Source organism: Chelativorans sp. M5D2P16 (assembly GCF_034427935.1).
In the GTDB taxonomy this organism is placed as follows: domain Bacteria; phylum Pseudomonadota; class Alphaproteobacteria; order Rhizobiales; family Rhizobiaceae; genus Chelativorans.
Genome location: NZ_JAXQNM010000016.1, coordinates 1 through 23,243 on the forward strand (window position 1 = coordinate 1; position 23,243 = coordinate 23,243).

Consider the following 23,243-nt stretch of genomic DNA (forward strand, 5'->3'; position numbering starts at 1 on the left):
GCCCGTCCTGAGCCTGTCGAAGGGGCTGTCCGTCCGGTGGACCGGCAGCGGCAGGCCGATGTCGGGCTGTCGGCGGTCGACATCCAGGTGAAGTTCGACGGGCTCGAGGCGGGGCGGCTTCTCAACGTGTCGACCATGCCGGTGGAGCGCACCTATTCGGCCGGCGAGGCGGTGACGTTCCTGGCGACCAGCAACTATCCGGCCTTTATCGACAAGGCGGAGATCCGCATCTTCGAAGCCGATGCGGTGCACGAGGGCCGGCCGCTGGCCATCATTCCCGTCGCGATCAACGGCACGGCCTCTTGGACCATGCCGGCGGCGGAAGAGAGCGCGTTCGCCTATGTGCTGCGCGTCCATGACAAGAGGGGCCGCTATGACGAGACGGTGCCGCTGACGATTGCGCGCACCGACCGTGCGGATCTGGCCGACCACAGGCGCGAGGACGCGGTTGCGCCCGGCTGGGGCGAGGACCGCACCGCCTTCCACAACATTCCCGTCAATGGCGGGGCGGTGACGGTCTATGGCCGCAACGTTCCGCCTGGCTACCGGGTGGAGGTGCTGGGCGAGACGATTCCGCTCGATCGCGAGCAGTCCTTCGTGGTGCAGCGCATCCTGCCGCCGGGCGACCATGCCGTGGCGGTCGCGGTGAAGGGCGCGTCGAAGACCGGCGGGCTCACCTTTACCCGCGACATCAACATTCCCGACAATGACTGGTTCTACGTCGCGCTGGCCGATCTCACCATCGGCAAGCGGATGGGCGACGACCGGATCGAGGAGGTGCGGCCGGGCGAATATGACGAGGTCTATTCGAAGGGAAGGCTGGCCTTCTATCTGAAGGGCAAGATCAAGGGGAAGTATCTGCTGACGGCGGCCGCCGACACCGGCGAGGACGATCTCGACGCGCTCTGGCGCAACCTCGACAAGGAGGACCCGCGGCGCATCCTGCGCCGGCTCGATCCGGACGACTACTACCCGGTCTATGGCGACGATTCGACCATGGTCGAGGACGCGCCGACCAAGGGCAAGTTCTATGTGCGGCTGGAGCGCGGCGACAGCCACGTGATGTGGGGCAACTACAAGACGGCGATCACCGGCACCGAGTTCCTGCGTTCCGACCGGGCGCTCTACGGGGCCAACGCCGTCTACCGCTCCGAAGCGGCGACGCCCTTCGGCGAACGGCGCACCGAGGTCACCCTCTACGCCGCCCAGCCCGACACGCTCCCCTCACGCGAGGTGTTCCGGGGCACCGGCGGCTCGGCCTACTTCCTGAAGCGCCAGGACATCGTCGAGGGCTCGGAGACGGTGCGCGTGGAGGTGCGCGATCCGGTGACCGACCGCGTCGTCGAACGGCGCACGCTGGCCTATGGCGAGGACTATCACTTCGACTACATGCAGGGCGTGATCATCCTGCGCCGGCCGCTCAATTCCATGACCGGGGCGCGCGGCCCCGTGCGTAACGGCGCGCTCGGCGGCGAGCGGCTCTATCTGACGGTGGACTACGAGTACGAGCCTTTGGCGAGCGATGTCGACGGCTATGTCTATGGCGGGCGCGCCCAGCACTGGCTGAACGATCACGTCCGCCTCGGCGTGACCGGCATGGACGATTCGACCGAGCTTGCCGACCAGAAGGCCTATGGCGCCGATATCCAGATCCGCCATTCCGAGCGCACCTTCCTGGAGGCCGAGATCGCCCATTCCAAGGGGCGCGGCTTCAACCTGTCGCAATCGGTGGATGGCGGGCTGACCTGGGGCGACAACCGGCCCGGCGCGCCGGCCGGCGCGGACGACGAGGGCACGGCCTGGCGCGTGCGCGGGCAGGTCGACCTCGAGGAGGCCGGCGCCGGCATCAAGGGCACGGTGGGTGGCTATTACGAGGAGAAGGAGGCGGGCTACGCCAGCCTCTTCGACCATGCCGGCGTCGACCGGCGCATCTGGGGCGCCCACGCCGACCTGGAGCTGACCGAGGATCTCGGTTTGAAGCTCGCCTATGACGACCTGAAGGACGGTGACGGGCGGGTGCGGCGCGACGGCACCGGCAGCGTCAGCTGGCAGTTCGACCGGCACTGGAAGGCCTCCTTCGGCGTCACCTATACGGAGATCATGTCGCCCTGGGCGAGGCGGGCCGGCAAGTCGGGCTATGACGGCAGCCGCGTCGATGCCGGTGTGCGCATCGACTACCGCTTCGACGACGACCGGCTGGTCTACGGCTTCGCGCAGGGCACGGTTCACCGCTCGCGCGACATCGACCGCAACGACCGGGTGGGCGTCGGCGCGGAATGGCGGCTGACGGAGAAGGTGGGGGTGACCGGCGAGGTCTCCTACGGCACGCACGGCATCGGCGGGCTGGCCGGCATCACCTATGACCCGACCGCCGACGACCACTACTATGTCGGCTACCGGCTCGACCCCGACCGCGCCTTCCAGCTCGACAACAGCCGCGACCTCTACGGCACCGACAAGGGCACCATCGTCGCCGGCATGCGCCGGCGCATGGGCGAGGCGGTGTCGGCCTATTCGGAAAGCAATTACGACCTCTACGGCAACCGCAAGTCGCTCACCCAGACCTATGGCGTCGTCTATACGCCCGACGCCCAGTGGACCGTCGACGCCGGGCTGGAGATCGGCCGGGTGCGCGACGACACGGTCTATGAGGGCAAAGCGCGCGAGGACTTCGACCGCTACGCGCCCTCGCTCAGCCTCGCCTACAAGGACGAGGAGGCGGGCATCAATGCGCGGGTGCGCGGCGAGGTCAGGATCGAGCGCTCCGACGACGGCACGCGCGACCAGAACTCCTATCTGTTCGCCGCCGGCCTCGGCTGGAAGACCAGCCCCGACTGGCGGCTGCTCGCCCATGTCGACGCGGTGGTCTCCGACACCAAGTCCAGCGAGGTCTTCTTCGCCGACACCGACTATGTCGAGGCCTCGCTCGGCTACGCCTACCGGCCGGTCGACAACGACCGCTTGAACGCGCTGTTCAAATACACCTGGCTCTACGACCTGCCGGGCAACAGGCAAGTGATCAGCGGTGCGACCGGCGATTCCCATGCGCCGGCCCAGCGCAGCCACATCCTGTCGGCCGACGTCAGCTACGACCTCGTGCCCTGGCTCACCATCGGCGGCAAATACGGCTTCCGCATCAGCGAGGTCAAATACCGCACCGGGCACGGTTCGCACACCGCCTTCGAGGAGGAATGGCAGAAATCCTCCGCCCATCTCGGCATCCTGCGCGCCGACCTGCATCTCATCAAGAAATGGGACCTGCTCGTCGAGGGCCGCCTCATGCACATCCCCGACGTCGACACCGAGTATGGCGCCCTCGCCGCCCTCTACCGCCATGTCGGCAACAACTTCAAGGTCGGCGTCGGCTACAACTTCGGACGCTTCTCCGACGACCTCAGAGACCTCACCCTCGACGACCAGGGCGTCTTCCTCAACGTCGTCGGAAAATTCTGACCGCGCTCCGCTCACGATCAGCGGAGGGGCGTCTGCGAAAAGCGGGAGTCCTCGCAGCTTATCAGGATCGGCATCGAGGCCGGTGGTTCGGGGTGTCGGCCTCTCGCCGACGCAAGGCTGTTCCGCTGCACAGAAATCGTGCTGTAATCTCTCGGGCTATAACGGCGAAGAAAACCGCGCTGGGCGGCGCAGACCGGCTCGGTCAGCCCGGGCAAGATGGGCGGGCACCGCTGGAGGGGCAGCGGGACTGGCTGCTCGATCAGGTCCGGACCCGTCCGGAGACAACCCTGAAAGGGCTTCAGGCGCTCCTGGCCGAACGTGGTGTCGCGGTCAACCACGATACCATCTGGCGGTTCCTGCGGGCCTGCGGGCTCAGTTTCAAAAAAAGACGCTGGTCGCCGGATGAACGCAACCGCCCTGATGTGAGGCGCCGCCGTGAACGCTGGCAGCGCCATCAGGGGCGGATCGACCCGAAGCGGCTGGTCTTCATCGACGAAACCTGGGTGAAGACCAATATGGCGGCGCTCAGGGGCTGGGCGCCGAAAGGGGGAACGGTTGCCGGGCGCGGCAGCGTCCGGGCACTGAACACGTCGACCTTTATCGCAGCGCTGAGGCACGACCGGATCGATGCGCCCTGGGTCTTCGATGGCCCGGTGAATGGCGATATCTTCCGCACCTGTGTCGAGAAGGTGCTGGCTCCGACCCTGCAGCGGGGTGATGTCGTCGTGATGGACAATCTCGGTAGCCACAAGAGCGAAGCCGTGCGTCGGGCCATCCGTACCGCCGGGGCTCACCTGCTGCTCCTGCCGCCATATTCGCCCGACTTCAATCCCTGTATGGATGGCTCCTGCGGGTCAAGGGTGTCAGATCGGGTTTGGTGAACAGATCGGTTGCGGCCATATATACGGCGTCTGAATGTGCAACGGGATCGCTGCGCGCCCTGATGAATATCCGCTTGAGAACAGGTCCCACTCAATCGAACGCGATCGAGGCGCGTCGGATTGATCGGGGTATCCTGGTTCTTCGTCTCCGTCCGTTCGCCATCACCTCACTTCACTTTGCCCTGACCGTTCCTTGAGCCATCAGGCGGCAGTGGCCTGCGGCTTCCGTGATCTGCGCCATGGCACCCAGATACAGCAACCGCCGGATATATCGATTGCCCATCTTTGAGATCCGGCCCACCCTCGGCACCGTCAGGCCGGGCGAAACAGTCGACAAGGCGGACCTTTCCAATCCCTGGGCCGTGTTCGACAACGATATCGACCGCGTCGTCATCGAATGCGTCAATACGCTCACGCCCGAATGGGAAGACAAGATGGCCGGCCGGCTTCGACGTCTTCATCTATGACCAGTGCCTGGCCATGGAGCAGAGCATCCGAGTTGACGGGCCGAGTCTGTGATGAGAATGAGCCGGGGCGCCGCCAAGGCGCCCCGCGCGGCTCAGGCGTCCAGTCCGCGCACATAGATTGCGGCTACCCCTGCTGCGACCTTACGGATCTCGGCCTCACTCTCGCGATCTGGTGGGCGTTGGTCGAGGGCTGCGCGATAGGCCTGCCGCGATATCGCTTTGGCAAAGCGCGTTCGGCAGGAAAGCTTACCTAGGCAGGCTCCTGCTCGGCGCAGATCCGGCCGGAATCATCATCGGAGAGCGGAACATCGAGCAATGCGCAGCGATGCGGCATCGTGCGATCGCCGGCGCGCTCATCGCGACGGAAAAAGCGGCAGGTCGCGCAGATGCCGAAGCTCTTTGAGCGGTTTTGAAGGATGGCTTCATGAAGAACGGCCGAAAGCGCCTCTTCCAGGGTGCCGTCCGTACCGGTCGCAGCAATATGCGCCGCGAATTCCCGCAGCGGGTCTTCGGCAAGCTGTGCGCGGCCGGCATCGGTCAGGGTCATATCCACCGACCGGCGATCGCGCGTGCTTTGCCGCCGCTCAACGCAGCCCTTCTTCTCAAGCGCAATCAGCGTCTGAGAAACCGTACCCCGGGTCGAGCCGAGATACTCGGCAAGCGCAGCAGGCGTACGCGAGAAGCGGTTCGCCTTTTCGAGATAGCGCAGCGCCTCCCACTGCGCCGGATTCAGGGGACTCTTCTGCTCTTCCGCCTGGATCAGCCGGCCGATGCGTTCGATCAGATCGGCTGCCCGGCGTGCTTCATCTTCTGACATAGTAGCGACTCGCTATTTTTCTTGACGGCTCGCGACCACATTGCTAGCGATATGATAGCGACTCACTACTATATGAGCAAGAAAGGAGCCCATGTGTCATTTCGCGTCCCTACAGCACTTGCGCTTCCTGCGCTGATCGCGGCCCTTGCGGCAGCGCCGGTCCAGGCTCACAGCATTGAAGGCACGGCGGCAACGCAGCCTGCGGCCTTCGATATTCACCAAGCCGACATCACGGCGGAGGGCAACGATCTCGTCTTCTCGATGCAACTGAAGGCCGCGCCGGGCAGCGCCGTTCCGGAGGCGGCAGGCCAGCTTCGTGGTGCGCCGGTATGGTCCTATGTCTGGCCGACCTCGTTCGATTCCGGTGTCGTCGGATTTGAACCGGAGGCGGGCATCCTCGCCTTTGCCGTTACTGCCCATCCGGATTTCGACGACACGCCGCTTTTTGATGAAGACGGCGATGGCGATCTGGGCAATGACGGGCGCCGCTGGCACTCGCACTGGGTTGTTCTCGTTGAGGATGATGCCTGCGGCGGGGGCGCGCTGAAGGTCAAGGACATCCCGGAGGGTGAGACGCCCCGGCTTCCCAAGACCTGGCCGAACCTGCCGATCCTGATCGACAGCCCCGGCTGGCATCCGCAGTTCACCGAAGACAGTCTGAGCGTGCGCGTCCCGTTCGATCCGGAAACGGACCTCAAAGGCGTGAAGTTCGATGCCGTCACGGCGGCGCTGCAGGTGAACGCGAACATCCACGCCCCCTTGCTGTGCGTCACAGACGTCTTTGAAGCGGCTGGCAGCCTCGGCCTGCCCGGAACGATCGACTAGGGAGGCCGCCGATGGGAAAATCCGCAATCGCAATTCGGCACTTGGCATTCGAGGATCTCGGTGCGTTCGGCCTCGCCATAAGTGCGGCCGGTTACACGGTGGGCTATCATGATGTCGGACTCGACGAATGGGAGGCTCTCCGCAAGGCGGACCCTGACCTGCTCATTGTGCTCGGCGGTCCCATCGGCGCCTATGAAGACTGCAACTATCCGTTCTTGGAAGACGAAGTGCGGCTTCTCGCCAAGCGCCTGGAAGCCGGACGTCCGGTGATGGGCATCTGTCTCGGCGCGCAGCTGATCGCCCGCGCCGCCGGCGCGCGGGTCTATCCGGGTTCGGCCAAGGAGATCGGGTTCGCGCCGATCGAACTCACCGATTCCGGGCGCCTCTCTTGCCTCTCACCCTTTGCGCAAGACGCGGTGACCTTGCACTGGCACGGCGACACTTTCGATCTGCCCACAGGCGCCGTTCACCTTGCCACGACGAAAGCCTGCACCAACCAGGCTTTCTCGATGGGGCCAAACGTTATCGGCTTTCAGTTTCACCCGGAGGCCGGCGGCGCGGGTTTCGAGCGCTGGCTGATCGGGCATACCGGCGAACTTGGCGCCGCCGACATCGATATCCCGGAACTGCGCGCGCAGGCCCTGCACTACGGGCCCGCGCTCGCAAGGAAGGCGGAGGCAACCTGCAGCGCGTGGCTAGGTGGCCTGCGCCCATGACAGCGTCTGCCGACACGCATGGTACGGACAGGGACGACACAGAGGATGTGGCGCTGATCCGCCGCAATCTGCAGGCCGTTCATGCCCGCATTGATGCCGCCTGCACCCGCGCCGGGCGAAGCCCTTCCGAGGTCCGGCTGCTGCCTGTCACGAAGACCGTCCCGGAGCGTCGAATCCGGCATGCCATCGAAGCCGGATGCACGATCTTCGGTGAGAACAAGGTGCAGGAAGCTCGCATGAAGGCGGAGGCCCTTTCCGATCTGCCGGTGCGCTGGTCGGTTGTCGGGCATCTGCAGACGAACAAGGCGAAATATGTCGCCCGCTTTGCATCGGAATTCCAGGCGCTTGATAGTGCAAAGATCGCGGAAGCGCTCGATCGTAGACTGCAGATCGAAGGCCGCGCGCTCGATGTGTTCGTGCAGGTGAACAGCTCGGATGAGAAGAGTAAATACGGCCTCGCGCCGGACGAGGTAGAGCCCTTCCTGAAACTCCTGCCGCGCTATCCGGCATTGAAGGTGCGCGGCCTGATGACGCTCGCCGTGCTCTCCGCAGATCACCGGCGTGTCCGGGAGTGTTTTGTGCGGCTGCGCACCCTGCGCGATCGCCTGCGTGCGGATGCGCCGAACGGCGTGGAACTCCACGAACTCTCGATGGGAATGTCGGGCGATTTCGAGGTCGCGATCGAGGAAGGCGCGACCGTGATCCGCGTCGGCCAGGCCATATTCGGGCCGCGCCTTCTTCCGGACAGCTACTATTGGCCCGCGTGAAACAGGAATGGAGGGAAACCGGTGGAACTCTATTACGGCGAGATTTCCGGAAACAGCCGTAAGGTGCGCCTGTTCCTCTCGCTGATCGGCGGGCAGGCAACGCTGCGGCCGCTCGATCTTGCCGCCGGGGAACAGCGCGAGGAGGGCTACCGCGCCCTCAATCCGTTCGGCCAGGCCGCGGCATCGGCACGCTGCGTCTGATCAGAAAGCTTGGCCGCCCCTTCGACGAGCAAGCGGCAGCCGCGGCCGCGGATCGTATCCTCGGCATCATGGACTCGCACTTGGCGCAGCGGAACTGGCTCGCAACGAACGAAGCAACGATCGCCGACATCGCATGCTTTCCCTATATCGCACTGGCGTACGAAGCCGATCTGAGCATCAAAGACTACCCTGCGATAACGAGATGGTGTGAGCGCGTCGCCGCACTGCCGGGATTCGCGTGGCTTCCGGCCGATTTCTACGCCGTCTATGTCGGCTTCCGCTGCGCCTATGTCAGACCGGCCTTGGTCCCGAAGTAATATTGAACCAGACGCAGCGAAACTCCGGCTTCGGTCGCCACTGCGCGAAACGAAACGGCATGCAGTCCCTCATGCGAGGCCACTCTCATCCTTGACAAGCGCTGGTTCGCTTTTCACGAACCTGCCGGCGCGCTGGTGCTTGCTGCCCGTCGAGTGTCCAGGCAGCATTCTGCTAACGTTTCAGAAAAGGAAAGACAGATGTTCGACAGCGCTCATATCGCCGAGGCCATCGCATGGCGTCACGACCTGCACCGCCATCCCGAGCTGGGCTTTCAGGAAACGCGGACCTCCAAGCTGATCGCAGGGCTGCTCGAGGGCTGGGGCTGGCGGGTCCATTGCGGGCTGGCGGAAACCGGCGTGGTCGCGCGGCTGGGCGAGGGCAGCCGTTCAATCGGGCTGCGCGCCGACATCGACGCGTTGCCGATCGAGGAAGCGACGGGTCTCGATTACGCTTCGGCCCATCCGGGCAAGATGCATGCCTGCGGTCATGATGGGCATACCGCGATGTTGCTTCTGGCCGCACGACAGATCGCTGCCGAGGGTGTGGCGGGCGGCAGCGTGATGCTGATCTTCCAGCCCGCCGAGGAAAATGATGGCGGCGCGCGGGTGATGATCGAGGATGGCCTCTTCCGCGAGTTTCCCTGTGATGCGGTTTTCGGCATTCACAACTGGCCTGGCCTCACTCCCGGACGGCTCGTCGCCTGCGATGCCGAGATGATGGCGGCTTTCGCGGTTTTCGAAATCATCATTGAGGGCCGCGGCGGCCATGCCGCCATGCCCGAACAAAGCGACGGTGTGGTCGCTGCGGCGGCTCGGATGGCAGCGGCTTTGCAGGAACTCCCGGCGCGGCGATTGTCGCCGCTGGTCCCTGGCGTCTTGTCGGTGACGCAGATCCATACCGGCTCTGCCTGGAATGTCTGCCCGGACCGCGCGGTCCTGCGCGGCACGGCGCGCTGGTTCCTGCCGCAGGCGGGCGATGAAATCGAGGCGCGGCTGTCCGAAGTCGTGCACGGCGTCGCTGCGGCGCATGGCTGCCGGGCCAGCGTCGACTACCAGCGTCGATATCCCGCGACCATCAACAGCGCGGCCGAGGCGGCATTGGTTCGGCGGGTCGGCGAGACGATGGGCCTCGATACCAGCGAAACTGAACCCAGCATGGCCTCGGAGGATTTCGCCTTCATGCTGAACGAGAAGCCCGGCGCCTATATCTGGCTGGGTGCGGCGCGCGAGGGCGACAATCCGGGACTGCACTCGCCGCATTTCGATTTCAACGATGCCGTGCTGCCGACCGGCGCCGAATTCTGGGTGCGACTGGTGCGGCAGGTCTTGGCCTGATGGATGCGCTCGACAGCCGCTTCCTGCGCGCGTTCTTGATCGTCGCGCAGGAAGGGTCGATCCGCCGCGCGGCCGAGCGGCTGAACATCGCGCCTTCGGCGATCAGCCGCAAGCTGGCCGAAGTCGAAGCGCGCCTGGGCGTTGCGCTGGTGGATCGCAGCGCGCAGGGCATCAGCCTGACCGATGCAGGGCGTTTGGTTCGCGAGCATGCGCTGTATCAGCAGGATGAACAGACGTTCCTGCTCGACGAGTTGGGCAAATTCCGGGAGGCTGGCGGTCAAGTGGTGCGGATCGCGGTGGGAGAGGGCTTCGCCGCCGATCTGATGCAGAACGGTCTGGCACCGCTCGGCCGCAACCATCCGCAACTGCGGTTCCGTATCGAATTGGCCGGGACTGAAGAAATCCAGCGCCGCGTGATCGAGGGCGAGGTCGATCTGGGCATCGCCTACAATCCGGTACCGACAGAGGCAACGCGCTCGGTTGCTTTCGCGCGCCAGCCGCTTTGCGCAATCGTACCGGTCGGGTCGGCCCTGGCGGCGCGCGGGCACATTCCACTGACCGAGATGCTGGCGCAGCCGGTGGCAATGCTCGACGGGCGTCACGCGATCCGCAATCTGGTCGCACGCGCGGCCAGCGATCAGGGCCTGGCCCTGCGCCCGCAGGTCGAAACCTCGTCCATCGCCACGTTGATCCGCTATGTGGGCGCGGGAATGGGCGGAACATTCCTGCCGCGCTTCTCGGCCTCGATCCAGGCTGAGCGGGGTGAGGTTGCCATCGTCGATCTGGACGAGGAAAGCCTTCAGCATGTCAGCGCGCATCTGATGGTTCGCGCCCGCCGCAGGCTGCCGCAGTCGGCGGCGCTGACAGCCGAATATCTGGCGGCGCATATGGTCGCGTTTCGCGAATAGTGTTGCGAAAATCGCAACACATCGTACCGGATTCCAAGTCTACTCAAGAACACGATGTCACCGCAGTGTCACGAAGCCAAGTGAAGTGGGAGGCATCATGGCGCAGTCGATCGGTGTGATCGGACTTGGGGCGATGGGAATGGGCATGGCCCGAACCCTTTCTGCCAAGGGTTTTGCGGTCGCGGCCTATGATCTGTCTCCAGCAACGATGACTAAGGCAGCCGAGGCTGGAATCGCCACGCTTGCGACGCCCGCCGAGGTGATTGCCGCCGGCGACGTGGTAGTGCTCTCGCTGCCTTTGGCCAGTCATGTCGAAGCAACCATCGAGGCCGGGCTGGCTGCCGATGCCTTCAACGAGCCAAAGGTCATCATCGATACCTCGACATCCGAGGCGGCGGTCAGCCGCAAGCTGGCAGCAAAGCTGGCCGATCTCGGCCATGGCTTTCTTGACGCTCCGGTCAGCGGCGGCCCGCAAGGTGCCGCCGGAGGCGCGCTGTCGGTGATGCTGGGCGGGGATGCGCATTGGGTCGCCAAGGCGCAGCCGGTGCTGAACGCAATGGCGGCGAAGGTGATCCATGTCGGCCCCAGCGGCGCCGGGAACATCGCCAAACTCGTCAACAACATGCTGGTGGCCTGCCACATGCTGACCACGGCCGAGGGGCTGCGCCTGGCCGAAGCCGCGGGCCTGCCTGCCGAGGATGCGCTCCGTGTCATCAACAGCGCCACGGGCCGCAGCGCGCTGAGCGAGGTGCATTTCCCGAACTGGGTTTTGAGCGGCAGTTTCGACAGCGGCTTTTCTGCCGGGCTGATGCGTAAGGACGTGCGGCTGGCGCTGGAGCTGGCGCAGGAGTCGGGCTGCGCGCTGCCGGTCTCGGAACTGGTCGCAGCACTTTGGTCCGAGGTACGTTCGGGCATCGGTGACAATCAGGATTTCATGCTGCTGGGCCGTCTGGAGGCCGGCGCGAAAGAGAATGCGAATGGCTGACGATATGACTTTTGCTCTCGACAGCCGGACCGAAGTTGCGCGGCTGATGACGGAACTTCTGGGCAGCCCCCAGGTGCAAAGCCATGTCGCCGGACGGCTCATGCCGGGCGACGGCGAGACGCTGGCGCTGACTGATCCTGCGATCGGCAAGGTCTTCAGCGAGTTTTCCGAGGCGGGTGAGGCGGTCGTCGAGGCGGCGGCCGAGGCGGCCGTCGCGGCGCAGCGCGCTTGGTGGCGCAAGACCGCTTCCGAACGCGGCCGCATCATGTTCGAGATCGCCCGCCAGATCCGCGCGCATGCCGAGCCGCTGGCGCGTCTGGAAGCGATTTCCGCCGGGCGCCCGATCCGTGACGTGGGGGGTGAACCCGCCCGCATGGCCGAAATGTTCGAATATTACGCGGGCTGGTGCGACAAGATCACCGGTGACGTGATCCCGGTCCCCACGAGCCACCTCAACTATACCCGTCACGAACCCATCGGGGTGGTCACGCAGATCACCCCCTGGAATGCGCCGCTTTTCACCTGCTGCTGGCAGGTGGCGCCCGCGATCTGCGCCGGCAATGCGGTCATGTTGAAGCCCTCGGAGTTGACGCCGCTCAGCTCGCTGGTAATCGCCGCCCTGTGCGTGAAGGCAGGGGCTCCGAAGGGGCTGGTCAACGTGATCGCCGGGCAGGGGCCGACGGCGGGACAGAAGATGATCGAGAATCCCGCGACAGGGCTGGTCGTCTTCGTGGGCTCGGCAGTGGGCGGCGCGGCCATTGCGGCAGCGGCGGCGCGGCGGCTCATCCCCTCGGTGCTGGAACTGGGCGGCAAATCCGCCAATATCGTTTTCGGTGATGCGGATATAGATCGCGCGGTCGTCGGCGCACAGGCGGCGATCTTTGCCGCGTGCGGGCAGAGCTGCGTGGCAGGTTCGCGTCTATTGGTGCATCGCAGTGTCCACGCGGAGCTGGTAAAAAAACTGGCCGAGGCCAGCCCGCGGATCCCGGTGGGGTTGCCGCTGGATCCGGCAACGCAGGTCGGTCCTGTCAACAATGCCCGGCAATGGGACAAGGTGGACGGCATGGTCCGCGCAGCCGTCTCCGAGGGCGCGCAACTGGCGACCGGTGGCGGAAAGCCTGTGACGCTGGGCGAGACGGGCGGCTTCTTCTACGCCCCGACAATTCTGGACGGTGTGACCCCTCAGATGGAGATCGCCCGCGAAGAGGTTTTCGGCCCGGTCCTGTCGGTCCTGACCTTTAATGACGAAGACGAGGCCGTCGCGCTGGCAAACGCCACGCCCTATGGGCTGGCGGGCGCGGTCTGGACCCGTGATGTCGGTCGCGCGCATCGGGTTGCGGCAAAAGTGCGCGCCGGCACCTTCTGGATCAACAGTTATAAGACCATAAACGTCATGTCGCCCTTTGGCGGCTTTGGCCAGTCGGGTTACGGCAGGTCCTCGGGTCGCGAGGCGCTGGCCGCCTACACAACGACGAAATCGGTCTGGGTGGAAACCGCAGCCGACCCCGCCATCGGCTTCGGCTATTCGCCTGGCTGAATCACGCGGGCGGTCCTGACCGGGCCGCCTTTTGTTCCATCTGAGCCCGCGTCAAGAATGGGCCCAGGATCAAGAGAGGGGAATTCATGGACAGGACAAAAGACATCCTTTTCGACTGGCGCCTCCATCTGAGCGTGCTGGTCATCACCATCATCGCCGAGGCCATCGGCGTCATTGCAGTGCCGATCGGTATCGGCTCGATCCTGCTTCTGCCCTTGCTCTATGCCTTCGTGATGGGGTTGGTACTCAACCCGAATGTCGTGCGCAAGGCCGGGGCCTGGATGGGCCAGCGCGAGGTTCGTGCCGCTTCGCCCCTGATCGTCATCGCGATCATGCCGTTCATCGCCAAGTTCGGCACGATCATCGGCCCGTCGATGGAAAAGATCATCGCTGCCGGACCGGCGCTGATCCTCCAGGAGCTTGGAAATCTGGGCACCATCCTGCTAGCGTTCCCGGTAGCCGTGTTGCTTCTTGGCATGGGGCGCGAAGCGATTGGCGCCAGTTTCTCGGTCGCGCGCGAGCCGAACATCGCCATCATCGCGGACAAATACGGGCTGAAATCGCCCGAAGGCGCGGGTGTCATGGGCGTCTATGTCATCGGCACGCTGTTCGGCACCTTCATCTTCGCCATCCTGGCCTCGCTTCTGGCGACGTCGGGGCTGTTCAGCATCGAAGCGCTGGCGATGGCCTGCGGTATTGGCTCGGGCTCGATGATGGCTGCCTGTTCGGGCGCTCTGTCCCATGCAGTTCCGGAGATGAAAGATCAGATCCTCGCCCTGGCCGGCGCCAGCAACGTGCTGACCTACGCAACCGGGCTCTATCTGTGCATCTTCGTCGCTCTGCCGGTGACCGAGAAGCTCTATGACCTGCTGGGCCGCAAGGAGCCAGCCACCAACATTGCCGGAGAATGACCATGAGCAATGCTGAACTCCCCGTTGATTTCGAAGCAGAGGCAAAGCCTGATCTGGCGCAGCACGCGGTACTGCTGATCGCCGTCTGTCTGATCGCGCTGGTCGGCAATACGGTGGCGACCGATGCCACGGTCATGCAAGGGCTGGTTGGTTTGGCGATCCTGTATGTGATCGCAATCCTGGGGCTGGTCCTGACCCATATCGTACCGGTGGGGCTTCCCTCGGTCGCGTGGATCTCGCTGGTGGGCATCGTGGTGACTTTGCCCTGGACGCCAGGCAGCGCGTGGCTGCTGGAGAAAGTCAGCCACGTGAACTTCCTGACGCTCGCAACCCCCTGTCTGGCCTATGCCGGCATCGCCATCGCCCGGCGCGAGATCGAGATCGCCAGGTCCTCGGGTTGGAAGCTCTTTATCGTCGCGGTTCTCGTGATGACCGGCACATATGTTGGATCGGCGATCGTGGCCGATCTGTTCCTCTAAGGGATAACTTGTGACAGCCGCTTCGGTAAGAAGCGGCTGTCTCCGGGCTTCCGCATAAGAGTGGCGGCTTCGTGCTGCGGAGATCACCCACGATCACGAGCGCAATTCGGCGGGCAACGCATCGCCAAGACAGAATGTCTGGAAATCAGTCGCTCTCGGCTCGAAACACCTGATCAGGCATCCCCAGCACGAAATCGCGTGCGCGGCTGATGTGGGCGCGGGCAGCGATGTCGGCGGCAATCAGGTCGCCATCGAGGATGGCTCGCGCAATTGCGCGGTGTTCGGAGATCGACGCATCGATCGTGTCGGGCGTCATGGACGTCGCGATCTGTGCCATGATCAGCGACAACTGAAGTTGACGGTTGAGTTGTTCGAGCGCACTGTTGCCAGCGGCGCTGAAGACGGCCGCGTGAAAGCGCTCGTTTTCGGAGAGGTAGGCCGATGCGGACAGGCGTATCTCTGCCGCCCAGATCGGCGCCACTTCCTCCTCGAACTTGCTGCGAACGACGAAATCCTGCGCATTCTCCGCAGCCAGGCGCGCAGCCAGAGCCTCGAGCTCGATGCGGATCTGGAAAAGTTCGGATGTTTCGGTTCGCGTGAGCCGTCGCACGAGTGCCCCGCGGTTCGGAACGATCTCGATGAGCCCTTCGGCGGAAAGCAGCCGGAATGCCTCGCGCAGCAGGCTGCGGCTCACTCCCAATTCCGCCGTCAGGTCTGCCTCGACGAGACGCTGGCCCGGGACGTAGCGTCCGCTCTGGATTGCCTGGCGAACCGCATCGGTCACGCGCTCCCCCTTGACCCCGCGCGGGCTTCTTTCGGTCTCGCCAATCACCTGCACCGGAACGCCTCCAGACCGTTTTGACCGCTTCGCCTTCTATTATCCGCAACGCAGTCGATTGACAACAGCAAGATTGTCCGACAATATTGGTGGCGGTCAAGGGGAGGAAGCTGCATGATTGGAAAGCGTGGCAGCGCGACAACGTCGATCAGCACGGCCGACGCTGCGTCGATCACCGTGCGGGGCAGGGATCTGACGCGGGAGCTCATGGGCCATGTCTCCTTCAGCTCCTACTTTTTTCTCCTTTCGACCGGACGGTCGCCCACGAAGGAGCAGGAATTCTTTCTCGACCTGCTGCTCGTCGCCATTGCCGAGCACGGACTGGTGCCCACAAACCAGGTGGCTCGCATGACGCTGGCGGCCGAACCCGGCTGTCTGCAAGCGGCCGTCGCCGCCGGCATCCTGGGATGCGGAACCGTGATTCTCGGAACGGCGGAAGCCTGCGGGAAGTACCTGCAACAAGCACGGTCAACGACCGAAAGCGCCGCAGACAAGAATGCTGCCCTGGAAGCGCATGTTCGGGGGATCCGCGACGCAGGGCTTAAGATCCCGGGATTTGGCCATCCGGTTCACAAGCCGGTCGACCCACGCACTGAGCGCATTCTCGAACTGGCGGAACAGCATGGGGTGGCGGGACCGCATGTCGACCTCGCGCGTCGCACGCGCTCCGCAGTCCACGAGGTCTGGGGCAAGCCGCTCACGATGAACGTTTCGATGATGATCGCTGCCGTGCTGCTGGATCTCGATTTTCCGGCCTCGATCCTGAAGGGCGTGCCGATTCTCGCCCGCACGGCAAGCCTTCTGGCGCACCTCGCCGAAGAGAAGGAGACCCCGATCGGGTTCCTGATGGCCCATCACGCCGAAGAGGCAATCAGTTACGAGGAAAAGCTTGCATGATGCGGGATCCGGTCGCCGAAACACTGGACTGGGACGAGCAACAAGCCCTGGACGATGGTGCCTACCGCGCACAGATCGCCTACCTGTTCGAGAACGCGCCTTTCTACCGCGAGAAGCTGACCGCTGCGGGTTTTGCCGACGCGGCCAGCGTGGGCGGGCTCGACGCCATCTCCGCCTTGCCCTTCACGACCAAGGACGCGTTGCGGAAGAGCCGGACCGCCGAAAATGCCATCGGCGGGCATCTGGCCGTGCCGCGTGAGCAGATCGTGCGCATCTACTCCACCAGCGGCACCACCGGCACTCCGAGCTATATTCCGCTGACCGCCACCGATGTCGCCGACTGGGTCGAGATCTCGTCGCGCTCATATTCAGCTTCGGGGATCGGTCGTGGTGACCGGCTGGTCTCCACCTACAACGCAGGACCCTTCGTGGCCGGTGTCACGCTCGATGCCTTCGCGGCACTGGGGCTGGCTCATATCCCGGTTGGCGCGGGGAACACCGAGCGCCTGATGGCGGCGGTTGAACTTCTCGCGCCGGACGCACTCGCCTGCACGCCCTCCTACGCCCTCTATCTCGCCGAATGGGGCGAGGCGCGCGGCATCGATCTGAAGGGATCGAGCGTGAAGCGCATCCTGGTTGCCGGAGAACCCGGCGGCGGAGAGCCTACGCTGCGCGCCCGCATCGAGGATGCCTGGGGGGCAAAAGTGACCGAGGCCATGGGCATCGGCGACGTCTCCGTATCTCTCTGGGGTGAGTGCGAGGCGCAGGACGGAATGCATTTTTCCGGCCGCGGCTACGCTCATTTCGAGCTGATCGATCCCGACACGGGAGATGTGCTGCCGATCGAGGACGGGGCCGAGGGCGAGCTGGTCTACACGCATCTGCGCCACCGCGCCGCGCCGATCCTGCGCTTCCGGAGCCGCGACCATGTCGTGATCCGTACCGGCACCTGCAGTTGCGGGCGCACCGCGCCGCGCGTGCGCTGCATCGGGCGGACCGACGACATGCTCATCGTGCGGGGTGTGAACGTCTTCCCGACGGCGGTGCGCGAGGTCGTGTCGGAATTCGCCCCGAACGTAACAGGCGTCATCTCGATCCGGCCCGTCCAGCCCGGCGTCAAGCAGGAGCCGCCCCTTCCAATCCGCGTGGAACTCAGCGACGGCGTCGCGGGGGAAGACGTTCTTGCAGAGCGCATTCGTCAGCGCATCCGGGACAAGCTGATTTTTACCAGCGCGGTGGAACTCGTGCCGTTCGGAACGCTGCCGCGCACGGACTACAAATCGAAACTCGTCGACAGGAGCGCATGAACTGAGCGCCTCGCGACGCAAAGCATTCATGGAGGAGGAAACCAATGAAGAACCTGATGATCGCCCTGGCGATGGTCTCCGGCGCGGCGACAGGCGCGGCGGCGGCAGAGTACGAACTCAAGATGTCCTCGATGTTCCCGTCGACGCATTTCATCAACACCATGGCCATGCAGCCCTGGGCCGATGAGATCGAGAAGCGCACCGGCGGGCGCGTCCACTTCACGCTCTTCCCCGCCGGGTCGGCTCTCGGCGATGCGACCAAGCAGTTCGATCAGGCGCGCACCGGTGTGGTCGACGTCTCCGTGGGCATCCCTTCGATTCCGCGCGGCCGGCATCCGAAATCGGTGCTTGTGGAACTCCCCTTCACCGTCCCCAACTCGGAAATCGGCACCTGCGCCATGATGGCGATGAAGGACGAGATGTCCTCCGACTATCCCGATACGCGCGTGCTGTACTTGACCGTCACGGAACCGAGCGGCGCGCATACGTCGAAACCGATCAAGACACTCGACGACCTCAAGGGCCTGCGTATCCGCACACCCACTTCGGCAATCACGGCCATGCTCGAGGAGATCGGGGCGGTCCCGGTCGGCATGCCGCCCACCGAAATCTACGAGAGTGTCGAGCGCGGGGTCATCGACGGCAACATCATGCCCTGGGGCCCTGTCGGTGCCTTCAAGCTGCACGAGGTGCTGGGCTATCATTTGGACGCGGCCATCAACCCGGTCGCCATGTACATCGTGTTCAACCAGCGCAAGTTCGATAGCCTGCCCGAAGACGTGCGGCAGGTCATCGACGAGGTCAGCGACGAGGTGTTCTCGAACTGGGGCCGCTGGTGGCACGAGACGGATCAGGAGGCCGTCGAGATGGCCAGGGCAGCGGGCAACGAGATCGTTCCGATGTCCGACGAGGACCGGGAGGCATGGCGTGAGCGGCTCCAGCCGGTGATCGACAATTACCTGACGAACGAATCCGACATGGAAGTCGAGAAGGCCGAGACCACTTATGCCGCCATTCTCGACGCGGTGAAGGACTGCGAGTGACATCGAACGGGGTGGCGGATTCGGTTCCGGCACCCCTTCGAATGCTGAGATCTGATGGCATGAAACGAATCTCGCTCGCACTTGCCCTTGCTGGAACGTCGGCTTTTCTTGTCGCTGTCTTCCTTACCGTGACAGACATCGTCCTTCGTTCCTTCAGCGGTATGACGGTGTATGGGCTGACCGACATCGTCACGCTCTGCACGATGATCGGTGCAATGCTCGCCATTCCTCGCGGCTTCGCGGCCGAAGAGCATGTCGCGGTCGACGTTTTCACCGCCAGGATGCCTTTGCGGGCGCAGAACGTCTGCGCGCTCGTTGCGGCGCTGCTCGCCCTGATATTCCTCGCGGCTGTCGCCTGGTTCGGCTTCCAGCAGATGATGCGGGAATATGCTTATGGAGACCGTAGCCAGTCCATCGGCATCCCGATGATCTTCTACTGGTTACCGCTCGTCACGGGCATGGCCGTCGCCGCTCTGGCCAATCTATGGCTCGTCGTCCGATACGCACGCGCCGTGTTCGGGAAATAACACATGTCTGCTCCGCTCACTGGAGTTGTCGGGCTTGTTGCGCTGCTGGCCCTGATTTCTATCCGCGTTCCCGTCGCCATCGCCATGGGCGTGGTGGGTGTGGTTGGAGGCATCTACATCAACGGCTGGTTCAGCCTGGGTTTTGTGCTCGGCTCGCAGCCCTTCGTGACGTCATCGAGCTATTCGCTCTCGGTCATTCCCCTCTTTGTGATGATGGGCGCCTTTGCTTCCCGCGCGGGGCTCTCCGCCTCGCTCTACCAGGCGCTGCATGCCCTGATAGGCCACTGGCGCGGTGGGCTTGCCTCCGCCACGATCGGCGCCTGCGCCCTCTTTGGCGCCGTGTGTGGCTCCAGCCTCGCGACCGCCGCGACGATGGCGCGTGTCGCGGTGCCGGAAATGACCGGGATCGGCTACGACCGTCGCCTGACATCCGGCGCTCTGGCCGCGGGAGGCACTCTCGGCATCCTGATCCCGCCTTCCATCATCATGGTCATCTTCGCCCTTCTGACCGAGCAGTCCATCGGGCGGATGTTTCTGGCGGGCATGATACCCGGTGTGCTTGCCGCCCTTCTCTACATCACCACCGTGACAATTCTCGCCACCCTTCGTCCGGACTGGGCGCCCCGCATGCAGCGCGTTCATGGCGAAAACCGCCTTGCTGCCCTGCGCATGATGAGCCCGATCCTTGGTCTCTTCCTGGTCGTCATGGGGGGCATCTATGCGGGCATCTTCTCTCCCACGGAGGGGGCCGGCGTCGGAGCTTTCGGCGCAATCGTCCTCGCAGGGCTGCGCGGGTCGCTCAACCGGCAGGTCATACGCGACGCGCTGGTCGAGACTGCCTCTACCACCGCCATGCTCTTCATGATCCTGATCGGCACGTCCGTTCTGCAGTTTTTCATCGAAACCTCCACGCTGCCCCGCGTCATCGTCGACTGGATCGGCACCCTGGGGCTCTCGGCCACCGGGGTCATCGTCCTGATCCTCGTGATCTACATCATCCTGGGATGCTTTCTCGACAGCCTGTCGATGATGCTCATAACGTTGCCGTTGGTATTCCCGATCGTCCAGGAAATGGGGATCGATCCCATCTGGTTCGGCGTGCTCGTCGTTTCCGTCGTCGAGGTTGGCCTCATCACGCCACCGCTCGGGATGAACCTCTACGTCATTGCAAGCTCGGTGCCGAACCTGCGCTTCGAGACGGTCGCCGCAGGCGTCGTGCCGTTTCTGCTCGCGGATTTCGTGCGTATCGCGCTTCTTGTGGCGATACCCGCCCTGTCGCTTTTTCTCCCAAACCTGCTGATGTGAAGCGTAGAGTTACAGCTCTGTTCGGCTAACTGCCACCCAATCGTGCGGAACCTTACAGAAGGAGGACGAAATGCCTTCGACATGGTGTTTTCCGAAGCCGACCGCATTTCGCCCGTGCGCGCCATCGCCGCCATGAAGGACGCCGGTGTTTCGGTCACGGTTCCGCAGGACGCGACCATGCCCGACAACGATGTGGCACTCAGCGAGGCGTTTGCCCGCAATCCCGTCGTCGCCGGAATTGCGATCAGCAACGAAACCGCGGCGACCCTGTCACCACTGAAGGCGGGATTTGCCTTCGGCGGTGCCGATCCAGCAACATATCCTCCCGCCTTCCGCGGCGGCCTCACCAATCTGCCGGTCCTGGAAAGGCAGGCGGAAGGCCTGGACTTTTTCTCGTTCCCGCTGAGCGGCGACGGCGTCGTGCGCTCTCTGCCCCTCCTGGCGGCGGCGCAGGGCCATTTTTATCCGTCGCTGTCGATTGAGGCTCTGCGGGTCGCGCAGGGGGCCGGCTCTTTCGTCGTCCGCAGCACCGGCGCGAGCCAAGAGACGGACACCGGCCACGTGGCCATGGTCGACTGGCGGCTGATGACGGCAGGCGTGCGGCGGGATGCTTCTTGCCGATGCCGGCCATGGACTCTCGGCGCCGTTTGACATCGCCTGCTGGACGTGTGCGTCGCATTGCGAGACGAACCGGGCTATATTCCGGGTTGACAATGCGTGTGAACTAGGCAAGCCTATTATTTAGGCGCGAGCAGCGTTGCTCATTCGAAGCGCCGCCTGAACGACAAGTCGATAATGTCCAGATGCCGTTTCGGCATTCCGGGACAGGCAGTGAAGCCCGCGGCAGCGTTGCCGGCGGGCTTTTTGCGTTTTGGGGTATGCATAAGGGGACAAGCCGTCATGGCGCCGAAGTGTTACCGAGTTGGCCTGCTGTTCTCGACCTCCGGTCCGTATTCGGTGGTCGCCCAGTCGATGCTAAACGGTGCGCTGCTTGCCCTTGAGCAGGTCAATGCGGAGCCGGAAGCCGGGGTGAGGCTCGAGCCTGTGATGGGCGACCCGGGTGGCGTCAACGCCGAATATGCCCGCCTTGCCCGCGAGATGCTGAATGACGGGATCCGCCACGTCGTCGGCTGCTATACCTCTTCCAGCCGCAAGGAGGTGATCCCCTTCTTCGAGAAGCACGATGCGCTTTTGTGGTACCCCTCCCATTACGAGGGTTTCGAGGCATCGGCGAATGTCGTCTACACCGGTGCCGCACCGAACCAGCACATCCTGCCGCTCACCAGATACCTGATCGAGGAGTACGGAAAGCACGCCTTCTGTGTCGGCTCGAATTACATCTGGGCATGGGAGAACAACCGCATCCTCCGTGAGACGTTGCTGGCCAATGACGGTGAGGTTATTGCCGAGCGCTATTTGCCCGTTGGCGAGACGGACTTCGACCCTCTCATCGAGAAGATTGTCGATGCGCGTCCGAGCTTCGTCTTCAACACCCTGATCGGCACGAGCGCCTACCATTTCTTCCGCACCTTCCGCGCCGCATGCGAGAAGCGCGGTATCGAACAGGCGCGCGAGATACCGGTCGCCAGTTGCAGCCTTTCCGAACCTGAGTTGGAAGAGATCGGCCCCGACGCCGTTGACGGGCATCTGAGTTCGAGCGTCTATTTCTCGACGATCGACAGCGCGGCGAACGCCCGGTTCATCGAAGCCTACCGCGCGCGCTTTCCCGCCGGGCCGACGATGTCGGCGGATGCAGAGGCGACCTTCATCGCCGTCCGGCTGCTCTCTGACGCGCTTCGCAGTGCCGGGAGCGATGCCATCGACCCGGTGCGGGAGGCTGTCGGCGGCGCGGCCATCACGGCGCCGCAGGGCCGGGTCTCCATTGATCGCGATTCCCGGCACGCTTACCTGACGCCGCGCATCGGCCGCTCCAATGGGCGCGCGCGCTTCGACATCATCCTGGAAAGCAGCCGACCGGTGCGACCCGACCCTTATCTGATCGAGTCTGCCCCGCGCTACACGCTCGTCGCCCGCCGGCCCAATCTGAGGATCGTCTCATGAACGCCTTGAGGCTCCAGCAGAATTTCCGCGGCTCCCGCGCGCACTTCGTTCTGCAGGATGCCGGCGCCTCGGACGTTCTCGCCACCGCATTGAAGCGTCTGGGCGTGGAGGTGGCCACAACGAGCGTGCAGACCGCCACGGTGTCCCTGCCGGAGTTGGCGGCCGATCGTGACATCGTCTTCCTCGATGGCGATGTGGATTTTTCCTTCGATCCGCCCCTGTTCCGCGCCGGTCACCTGCCACCCGCGCCGATCATCGGGATTGTGGGGATGGAGGCACCGAGCCGTCTCAAGGGACTGATTCATGCCGGTGCAACGGCATTCCTGCGCAAACCGGTGCACACGGGCTCGGTCTATTCGGCACTTTTCATGGGCATGAACGGATATCTGCGCTGGCGCGATCTGGAAAGCCGGATCGCGGCCCGGGACCAGCGGCGGCGCGGACGGCGCTCCGTGGTGAAGGCGATCTTGCTCGTGATGGACCAGAACGGCGTCGATGACGACGAAGCCTACGCGGTCCTGAGGCGCGCCTGCATGAAGGCCCGCGTGAGCCTGGAGGACTATTGCGAATCCCTCGTCGGGACCACGCAAGTGGAGAGGATTCGGAGGCTCACCGCCTCCGCTGCACGGTCCGGACGGGCCAAATAAAAAAGAACCAGAGGAGAAC

General features: G+C 64.2%; 25 protein-coding genes and 1 pseudogene. 22 read left to right on the forward strand and 4 right to left on the reverse strand.

The genetic code is table 11. The features are described 5' to 3' along the window. Together SIN08_RS09320 and SIN08_RS09325 are read left to right on the forward strand one after the other, a co-directional pair. Nucleotides 1-3,453 (forward strand): TonB-dependent receptor (locus tag SIN08_RS09320; protein ID WP_322450624.1); only part of this gene is annotated, 3,453 nt, incomplete at its 5' end. Nucleotides 3,454-3,545: 92 nt separating this feature from the next. Further along, complete coding sequence (locus tag SIN08_RS09325) at nucleotides 3,546-4,334, forward strand: IS630 family transposase (protein ID WP_322451312.1); 789 nt, start codon at nucleotides 3,546-3,548, stop codon at nucleotides 4,332-4,334. Between the two features lie 229 nt (nucleotides 4,335-4,563). Here SIN08_RS09325 and SIN08_RS09330 read toward each other — a convergent pair. Continuing rightward, a pseudogene (locus SIN08_RS09330) lies at nucleotides 4,564-4,638 on the reverse strand (transposase); the annotation flags it as partial. Here SIN08_RS09330 and SIN08_RS09335 point away from each other — a divergent pair. After that, nucleotides 4,610-4,801, forward strand: coding sequence for a hypothetical protein (locus tag SIN08_RS09335; protein ID WP_322451352.1), 192 nt, complete (start codon nucleotides 4,610-4,612; stop codon nucleotides 4,799-4,801). The pseudogene SIN08_RS09330 and the gene SIN08_RS09335 overlap by 29 nt on opposite strands. Nucleotides 4,802-5,051: 250 nt before the next feature. On the opposite strand, the gene SIN08_RS09340 is transcribed toward SIN08_RS09335, so the two are convergent. Further along, entirely contained in the window at nucleotides 5,052-5,618 is a 567-nt protein-coding gene (locus SIN08_RS09340) for a MarR family winged helix-turn-helix transcriptional regulator (RefSeq protein WP_322451313.1), read from the reverse strand. 21 nt (nucleotides 5,619-5,639) lie between these two features. On the opposite strand from SIN08_RS09340, the gene SIN08_RS09345 reads away from it, so the two are divergent. From SIN08_RS09345 to SIN08_RS09365, 5 genes are read left to right on the forward strand one after another with little or no spacing between them, the layout of a single operon-like run. Then, a complete protein-coding gene (locus tag SIN08_RS09345) occupies nucleotides 5,640-6,443 on the forward strand; it encodes a hypothetical protein (RefSeq protein ID WP_322451314.1) in 804 nt (267 codons plus the stop codon). A gap of 11 nt (nucleotides 6,444-6,454) precedes the next feature. Then, nucleotides 6,455-7,159, forward strand: coding sequence for a glutamine amidotransferase (locus tag SIN08_RS09350; RefSeq protein WP_322451315.1), 705 nt, complete (start codon nucleotides 6,455-6,457; stop codon nucleotides 7,157-7,159). Next, nucleotides 7,156-7,926 (forward strand): YggS family pyridoxal phosphate-dependent enzyme, encoded by a 771-nt coding sequence (locus tag SIN08_RS09355; protein WP_322451316.1) that lies wholly within the window; start codon nucleotides 7,156-7,158, stop codon nucleotides 7,924-7,926. Before SIN08_RS09350 ends, SIN08_RS09355 begins: the two co-directional genes overlap by 4 nt. Nucleotides 7,927-7,947: 21 nt before the next feature. Continuing rightward, nucleotides 7,948-8,127 (forward strand): hypothetical protein, encoded by a 180-nt coding sequence (locus SIN08_RS09360; RefSeq protein ID WP_322451317.1) that lies wholly within the window; start codon nucleotides 7,948-7,950, stop codon nucleotides 8,125-8,127. Then, a complete protein-coding gene (locus SIN08_RS09365) occupies nucleotides 8,127-8,444 on the forward strand; it encodes a glutathione binding-like protein (RefSeq protein WP_322451350.1) in 318 nt (105 codons plus the stop codon). Before SIN08_RS09360 ends, SIN08_RS09365 begins: the two co-directional genes overlap by 1 nt. Here the strand turns inward: SIN08_RS09365 and SIN08_RS09370 are convergent. Further along, the gene (locus SIN08_RS09370; RefSeq protein WP_322451318.1) at nucleotides 8,414-8,533 is read right to left on the reverse strand and encodes a helix-turn-helix domain-containing protein; all 120 of its coding nucleotides are present in this window, start codon (nucleotides 8,531-8,533) and stop codon (nucleotides 8,414-8,416) included. The two genes, SIN08_RS09365 and SIN08_RS09370, sit on opposite strands and share 31 nt — an antisense overlap. A 109-nt stretch (nucleotides 8,534-8,642) precedes the next feature. On the opposite strand from SIN08_RS09370, the gene SIN08_RS09375 reads away from it, so the two are divergent. The 6 genes from SIN08_RS09375 to SIN08_RS09400 all read left to right on the forward strand — a co-directional run bounded on the left by SIN08_RS09375 (nucleotide 8,643) and on the right by SIN08_RS09400 (nucleotide 14,599). Next, nucleotides 8,643-9,779, forward strand: coding sequence for a M20 aminoacylase family protein (locus SIN08_RS09375; protein WP_322451319.1), 1,137 nt, complete (start codon nucleotides 8,643-8,645; stop codon nucleotides 9,777-9,779). After that, nucleotides 9,779-10,687 carry a LysR family transcriptional regulator gene (locus tag SIN08_RS09380; protein WP_322451320.1) on the forward strand — a complete coding sequence of 303 codons (909 nt, stop codon included), beginning with the start codon at nucleotides 9,779-9,781 and terminating at the stop codon, nucleotides 10,685-10,687. Before SIN08_RS09375 ends, SIN08_RS09380 begins: the two co-directional genes overlap by 1 nt. A gap of 10 nt (nucleotides 10,688-10,697) precedes the next feature. Beyond that, a complete protein-coding gene (locus SIN08_RS09385; RefSeq protein WP_322451351.1) occupies nucleotides 10,698-11,672 on the forward strand; it encodes an NAD(P)-dependent oxidoreductase in 975 nt (324 codons plus the stop codon). Next, nucleotides 11,665-13,209, forward strand: coding sequence for an aldehyde dehydrogenase family protein (locus SIN08_RS09390; protein ID WP_322451321.1), 1,545 nt, complete (start codon nucleotides 11,665-11,667; stop codon nucleotides 13,207-13,209). The genes SIN08_RS09385 and SIN08_RS09390 overlap by 8 nt, the downstream gene beginning before the upstream one ends. Nucleotides 13,210-13,295: 86 nt before the next feature. Beyond that, complete coding sequence (locus SIN08_RS09395) at nucleotides 13,296-14,120, forward strand: DUF3100 domain-containing protein (RefSeq protein WP_322451322.1); 825 nt, start codon at nucleotides 13,296-13,298, stop codon at nucleotides 14,118-14,120. A gap of 2 nt (nucleotides 14,121-14,122) precedes the next feature. Continuing rightward, the gene (locus SIN08_RS09400) at nucleotides 14,123-14,599 is read left to right on the forward strand and encodes a hypothetical protein (RefSeq protein WP_322451323.1); all 477 of its coding nucleotides are present in this window, start codon (nucleotides 14,123-14,125) and stop codon (nucleotides 14,597-14,599) included. Nucleotides 14,600-14,744: 145 nt separating this feature from the next. Here the strand turns inward: SIN08_RS09400 and SIN08_RS09405 are convergent, their stop codons facing one another. Continuing rightward, a complete protein-coding gene (locus SIN08_RS09405; RefSeq protein WP_322451324.1) occupies nucleotides 14,745-15,437 on the reverse strand; it encodes a GntR family transcriptional regulator in 693 nt (230 codons plus the stop codon). Nucleotides 15,438-15,551: 114 nt separating this feature from the next. On the opposite strand from SIN08_RS09405, the gene SIN08_RS09410 reads away from it, so the two are divergent. The 8 genes from SIN08_RS09410 (at nucleotide 15,552) to SIN08_RS09445 (ending at nucleotide 23,224) form a co-directional block, all read left to right on the forward strand. Continuing rightward, the gene (locus SIN08_RS09410) at nucleotides 15,552-16,334 is read left to right on the forward strand and encodes a citryl-CoA lyase (protein WP_322451325.1); all 783 of its coding nucleotides are present in this window, start codon (nucleotides 15,552-15,554) and stop codon (nucleotides 16,332-16,334) included. Beyond that, a complete protein-coding gene (locus tag SIN08_RS09415) occupies nucleotides 16,331-17,641 on the forward strand; it encodes a phenylacetate--CoA ligase family protein (RefSeq protein ID WP_322451326.1) in 1,311 nt (436 codons plus the stop codon). The genes SIN08_RS09410 and SIN08_RS09415 overlap by 4 nt, the downstream gene beginning before the upstream one ends. Before the next feature lie 44 nt (nucleotides 17,642-17,685). Next, nucleotides 17,686-18,684, forward strand: coding sequence for a TRAP transporter substrate-binding protein (locus SIN08_RS09420; protein WP_322451327.1), 999 nt, complete (start codon nucleotides 17,686-17,688; stop codon nucleotides 18,682-18,684). A gap of 59 nt (nucleotides 18,685-18,743) precedes the next feature. Next, on the forward strand, nucleotides 18,744-19,211 hold the full coding sequence (locus SIN08_RS09425) for a TRAP transporter small permease (protein ID WP_322451328.1): 468 nt from the start codon (nucleotides 18,744-18,746) through the stop codon (nucleotides 19,209-19,211). A gap of 3 nt (nucleotides 19,212-19,214) precedes the next feature. Continuing rightward, nucleotides 19,215-20,516, forward strand: coding sequence for a TRAP transporter large permease (locus tag SIN08_RS09430; RefSeq protein ID WP_322451329.1), 1,302 nt, complete (start codon nucleotides 19,215-19,217; stop codon nucleotides 20,514-20,516). An 81-nt stretch (nucleotides 20,517-20,597) separates the two neighbouring features. Then, nucleotides 20,598-21,167 carry a CHASE2 domain-containing protein gene (locus tag SIN08_RS09435; RefSeq protein WP_322451330.1) on the forward strand — a complete coding sequence of 190 codons (570 nt, stop codon included), beginning with the start codon at nucleotides 20,598-20,600 and terminating at the stop codon, nucleotides 21,165-21,167. Nucleotides 21,168-21,416: 249 nt separating this feature from the next. Next, complete coding sequence (locus SIN08_RS09440) at nucleotides 21,417-22,577, forward strand: transporter substrate-binding domain-containing protein (RefSeq protein ID WP_322451331.1); 1,161 nt, start codon at nucleotides 21,417-21,419, stop codon at nucleotides 22,575-22,577. Next, the gene (locus SIN08_RS09445) at nucleotides 22,574-23,224 is read left to right on the forward strand and encodes an ANTAR domain-containing response regulator (protein WP_322451332.1); all 651 of its coding nucleotides are present in this window, start codon (nucleotides 22,574-22,576) and stop codon (nucleotides 23,222-23,224) included. Before SIN08_RS09440 ends, SIN08_RS09445 begins: the two co-directional genes overlap by 4 nt. Nucleotides 23,225-23,243 lie beyond the last annotated feature (19 nt).

Coding starts and splice junctions, on each gene's coding strand:
- SIN08_RS09340 (WP_322451313.1), bottom strand. CDS start 5,618: ATGTCAGAAGATGAAGCACGCCGGGCAGCCGATCTGATCGAACGCATC.
- SIN08_RS09350 (WP_322451315.1), top strand. CDS start 6,455: ATGGGAAAATCCGCAATCGCAATTCGGCACTTGGCATTCGAGGATCTC.
- SIN08_RS09355 (WP_322451316.1), top strand. CDS start 7,156: ATGACAGCGTCTGCCGACACGCATGGTACGGACAGGGACGACACAGAG.
- SIN08_RS09370 (WP_322451318.1), bottom strand. CDS start 8,533: ATGAGAGTGGCCTCGCATGAGGGACTGCATGCCGTTTCGTTTCGCGCA.
- SIN08_RS09375 (WP_322451319.1), top strand. CDS start 8,643: ATGTTCGACAGCGCTCATATCGCCGAGGCCATCGCATGGCGTCACGAC.
- SIN08_RS09380 (WP_322451320.1), top strand. CDS start 9,779: ATGGATGCGCTCGACAGCCGCTTCCTGCGCGCGTTCTTGATCGTCGCG.
- SIN08_RS09390 (WP_322451321.1), top strand. CDS start 11,665: ATGGCTGACGATATGACTTTTGCTCTCGACAGCCGGACCGAAGTTGCG.
- SIN08_RS09395 (WP_322451322.1), top strand. CDS start 13,296: ATGGACAGGACAAAAGACATCCTTTTCGACTGGCGCCTCCATCTGAGC.
- SIN08_RS09400 (WP_322451323.1), top strand. CDS start 14,123: ATGAGCAATGCTGAACTCCCCGTTGATTTCGAAGCAGAGGCAAAGCCT.
- SIN08_RS09410 (WP_322451325.1), top strand. CDS start 15,552: ATGATTGGAAAGCGTGGCAGCGCGACAACGTCGATCAGCACGGCCGAC.
- SIN08_RS09415 (WP_322451326.1), top strand. CDS start 16,331: ATGATGCGGGATCCGGTCGCCGAAACACTGGACTGGGACGAGCAACAA.
- SIN08_RS09420 (WP_322451327.1), top strand. CDS start 17,686: ATGAAGAACCTGATGATCGCCCTGGCGATGGTCTCCGGCGCGGCGACA.
- SIN08_RS09425 (WP_322451328.1), top strand. CDS start 18,744: ATGAAACGAATCTCGCTCGCACTTGCCCTTGCTGGAACGTCGGCTTTT.
- SIN08_RS09430 (WP_322451329.1), top strand. CDS start 19,215: ATGTCTGCTCCGCTCACTGGAGTTGTCGGGCTTGTTGCGCTGCTGGCC.
- SIN08_RS09435 (WP_322451330.1), top strand. CDS start 20,598: ATGGTGTTTTCCGAAGCCGACCGCATTTCGCCCGTGCGCGCCATCGCC.
- SIN08_RS09440 (WP_322451331.1), top strand. CDS start 21,417: ATGGCGCCGAAGTGTTACCGAGTTGGCCTGCTGTTCTCGACCTCCGGT.
- SIN08_RS09445 (WP_322451332.1), top strand. CDS start 22,574: ATGAACGCCTTGAGGCTCCAGCAGAATTTCCGCGGCTCCCGCGCGCAC.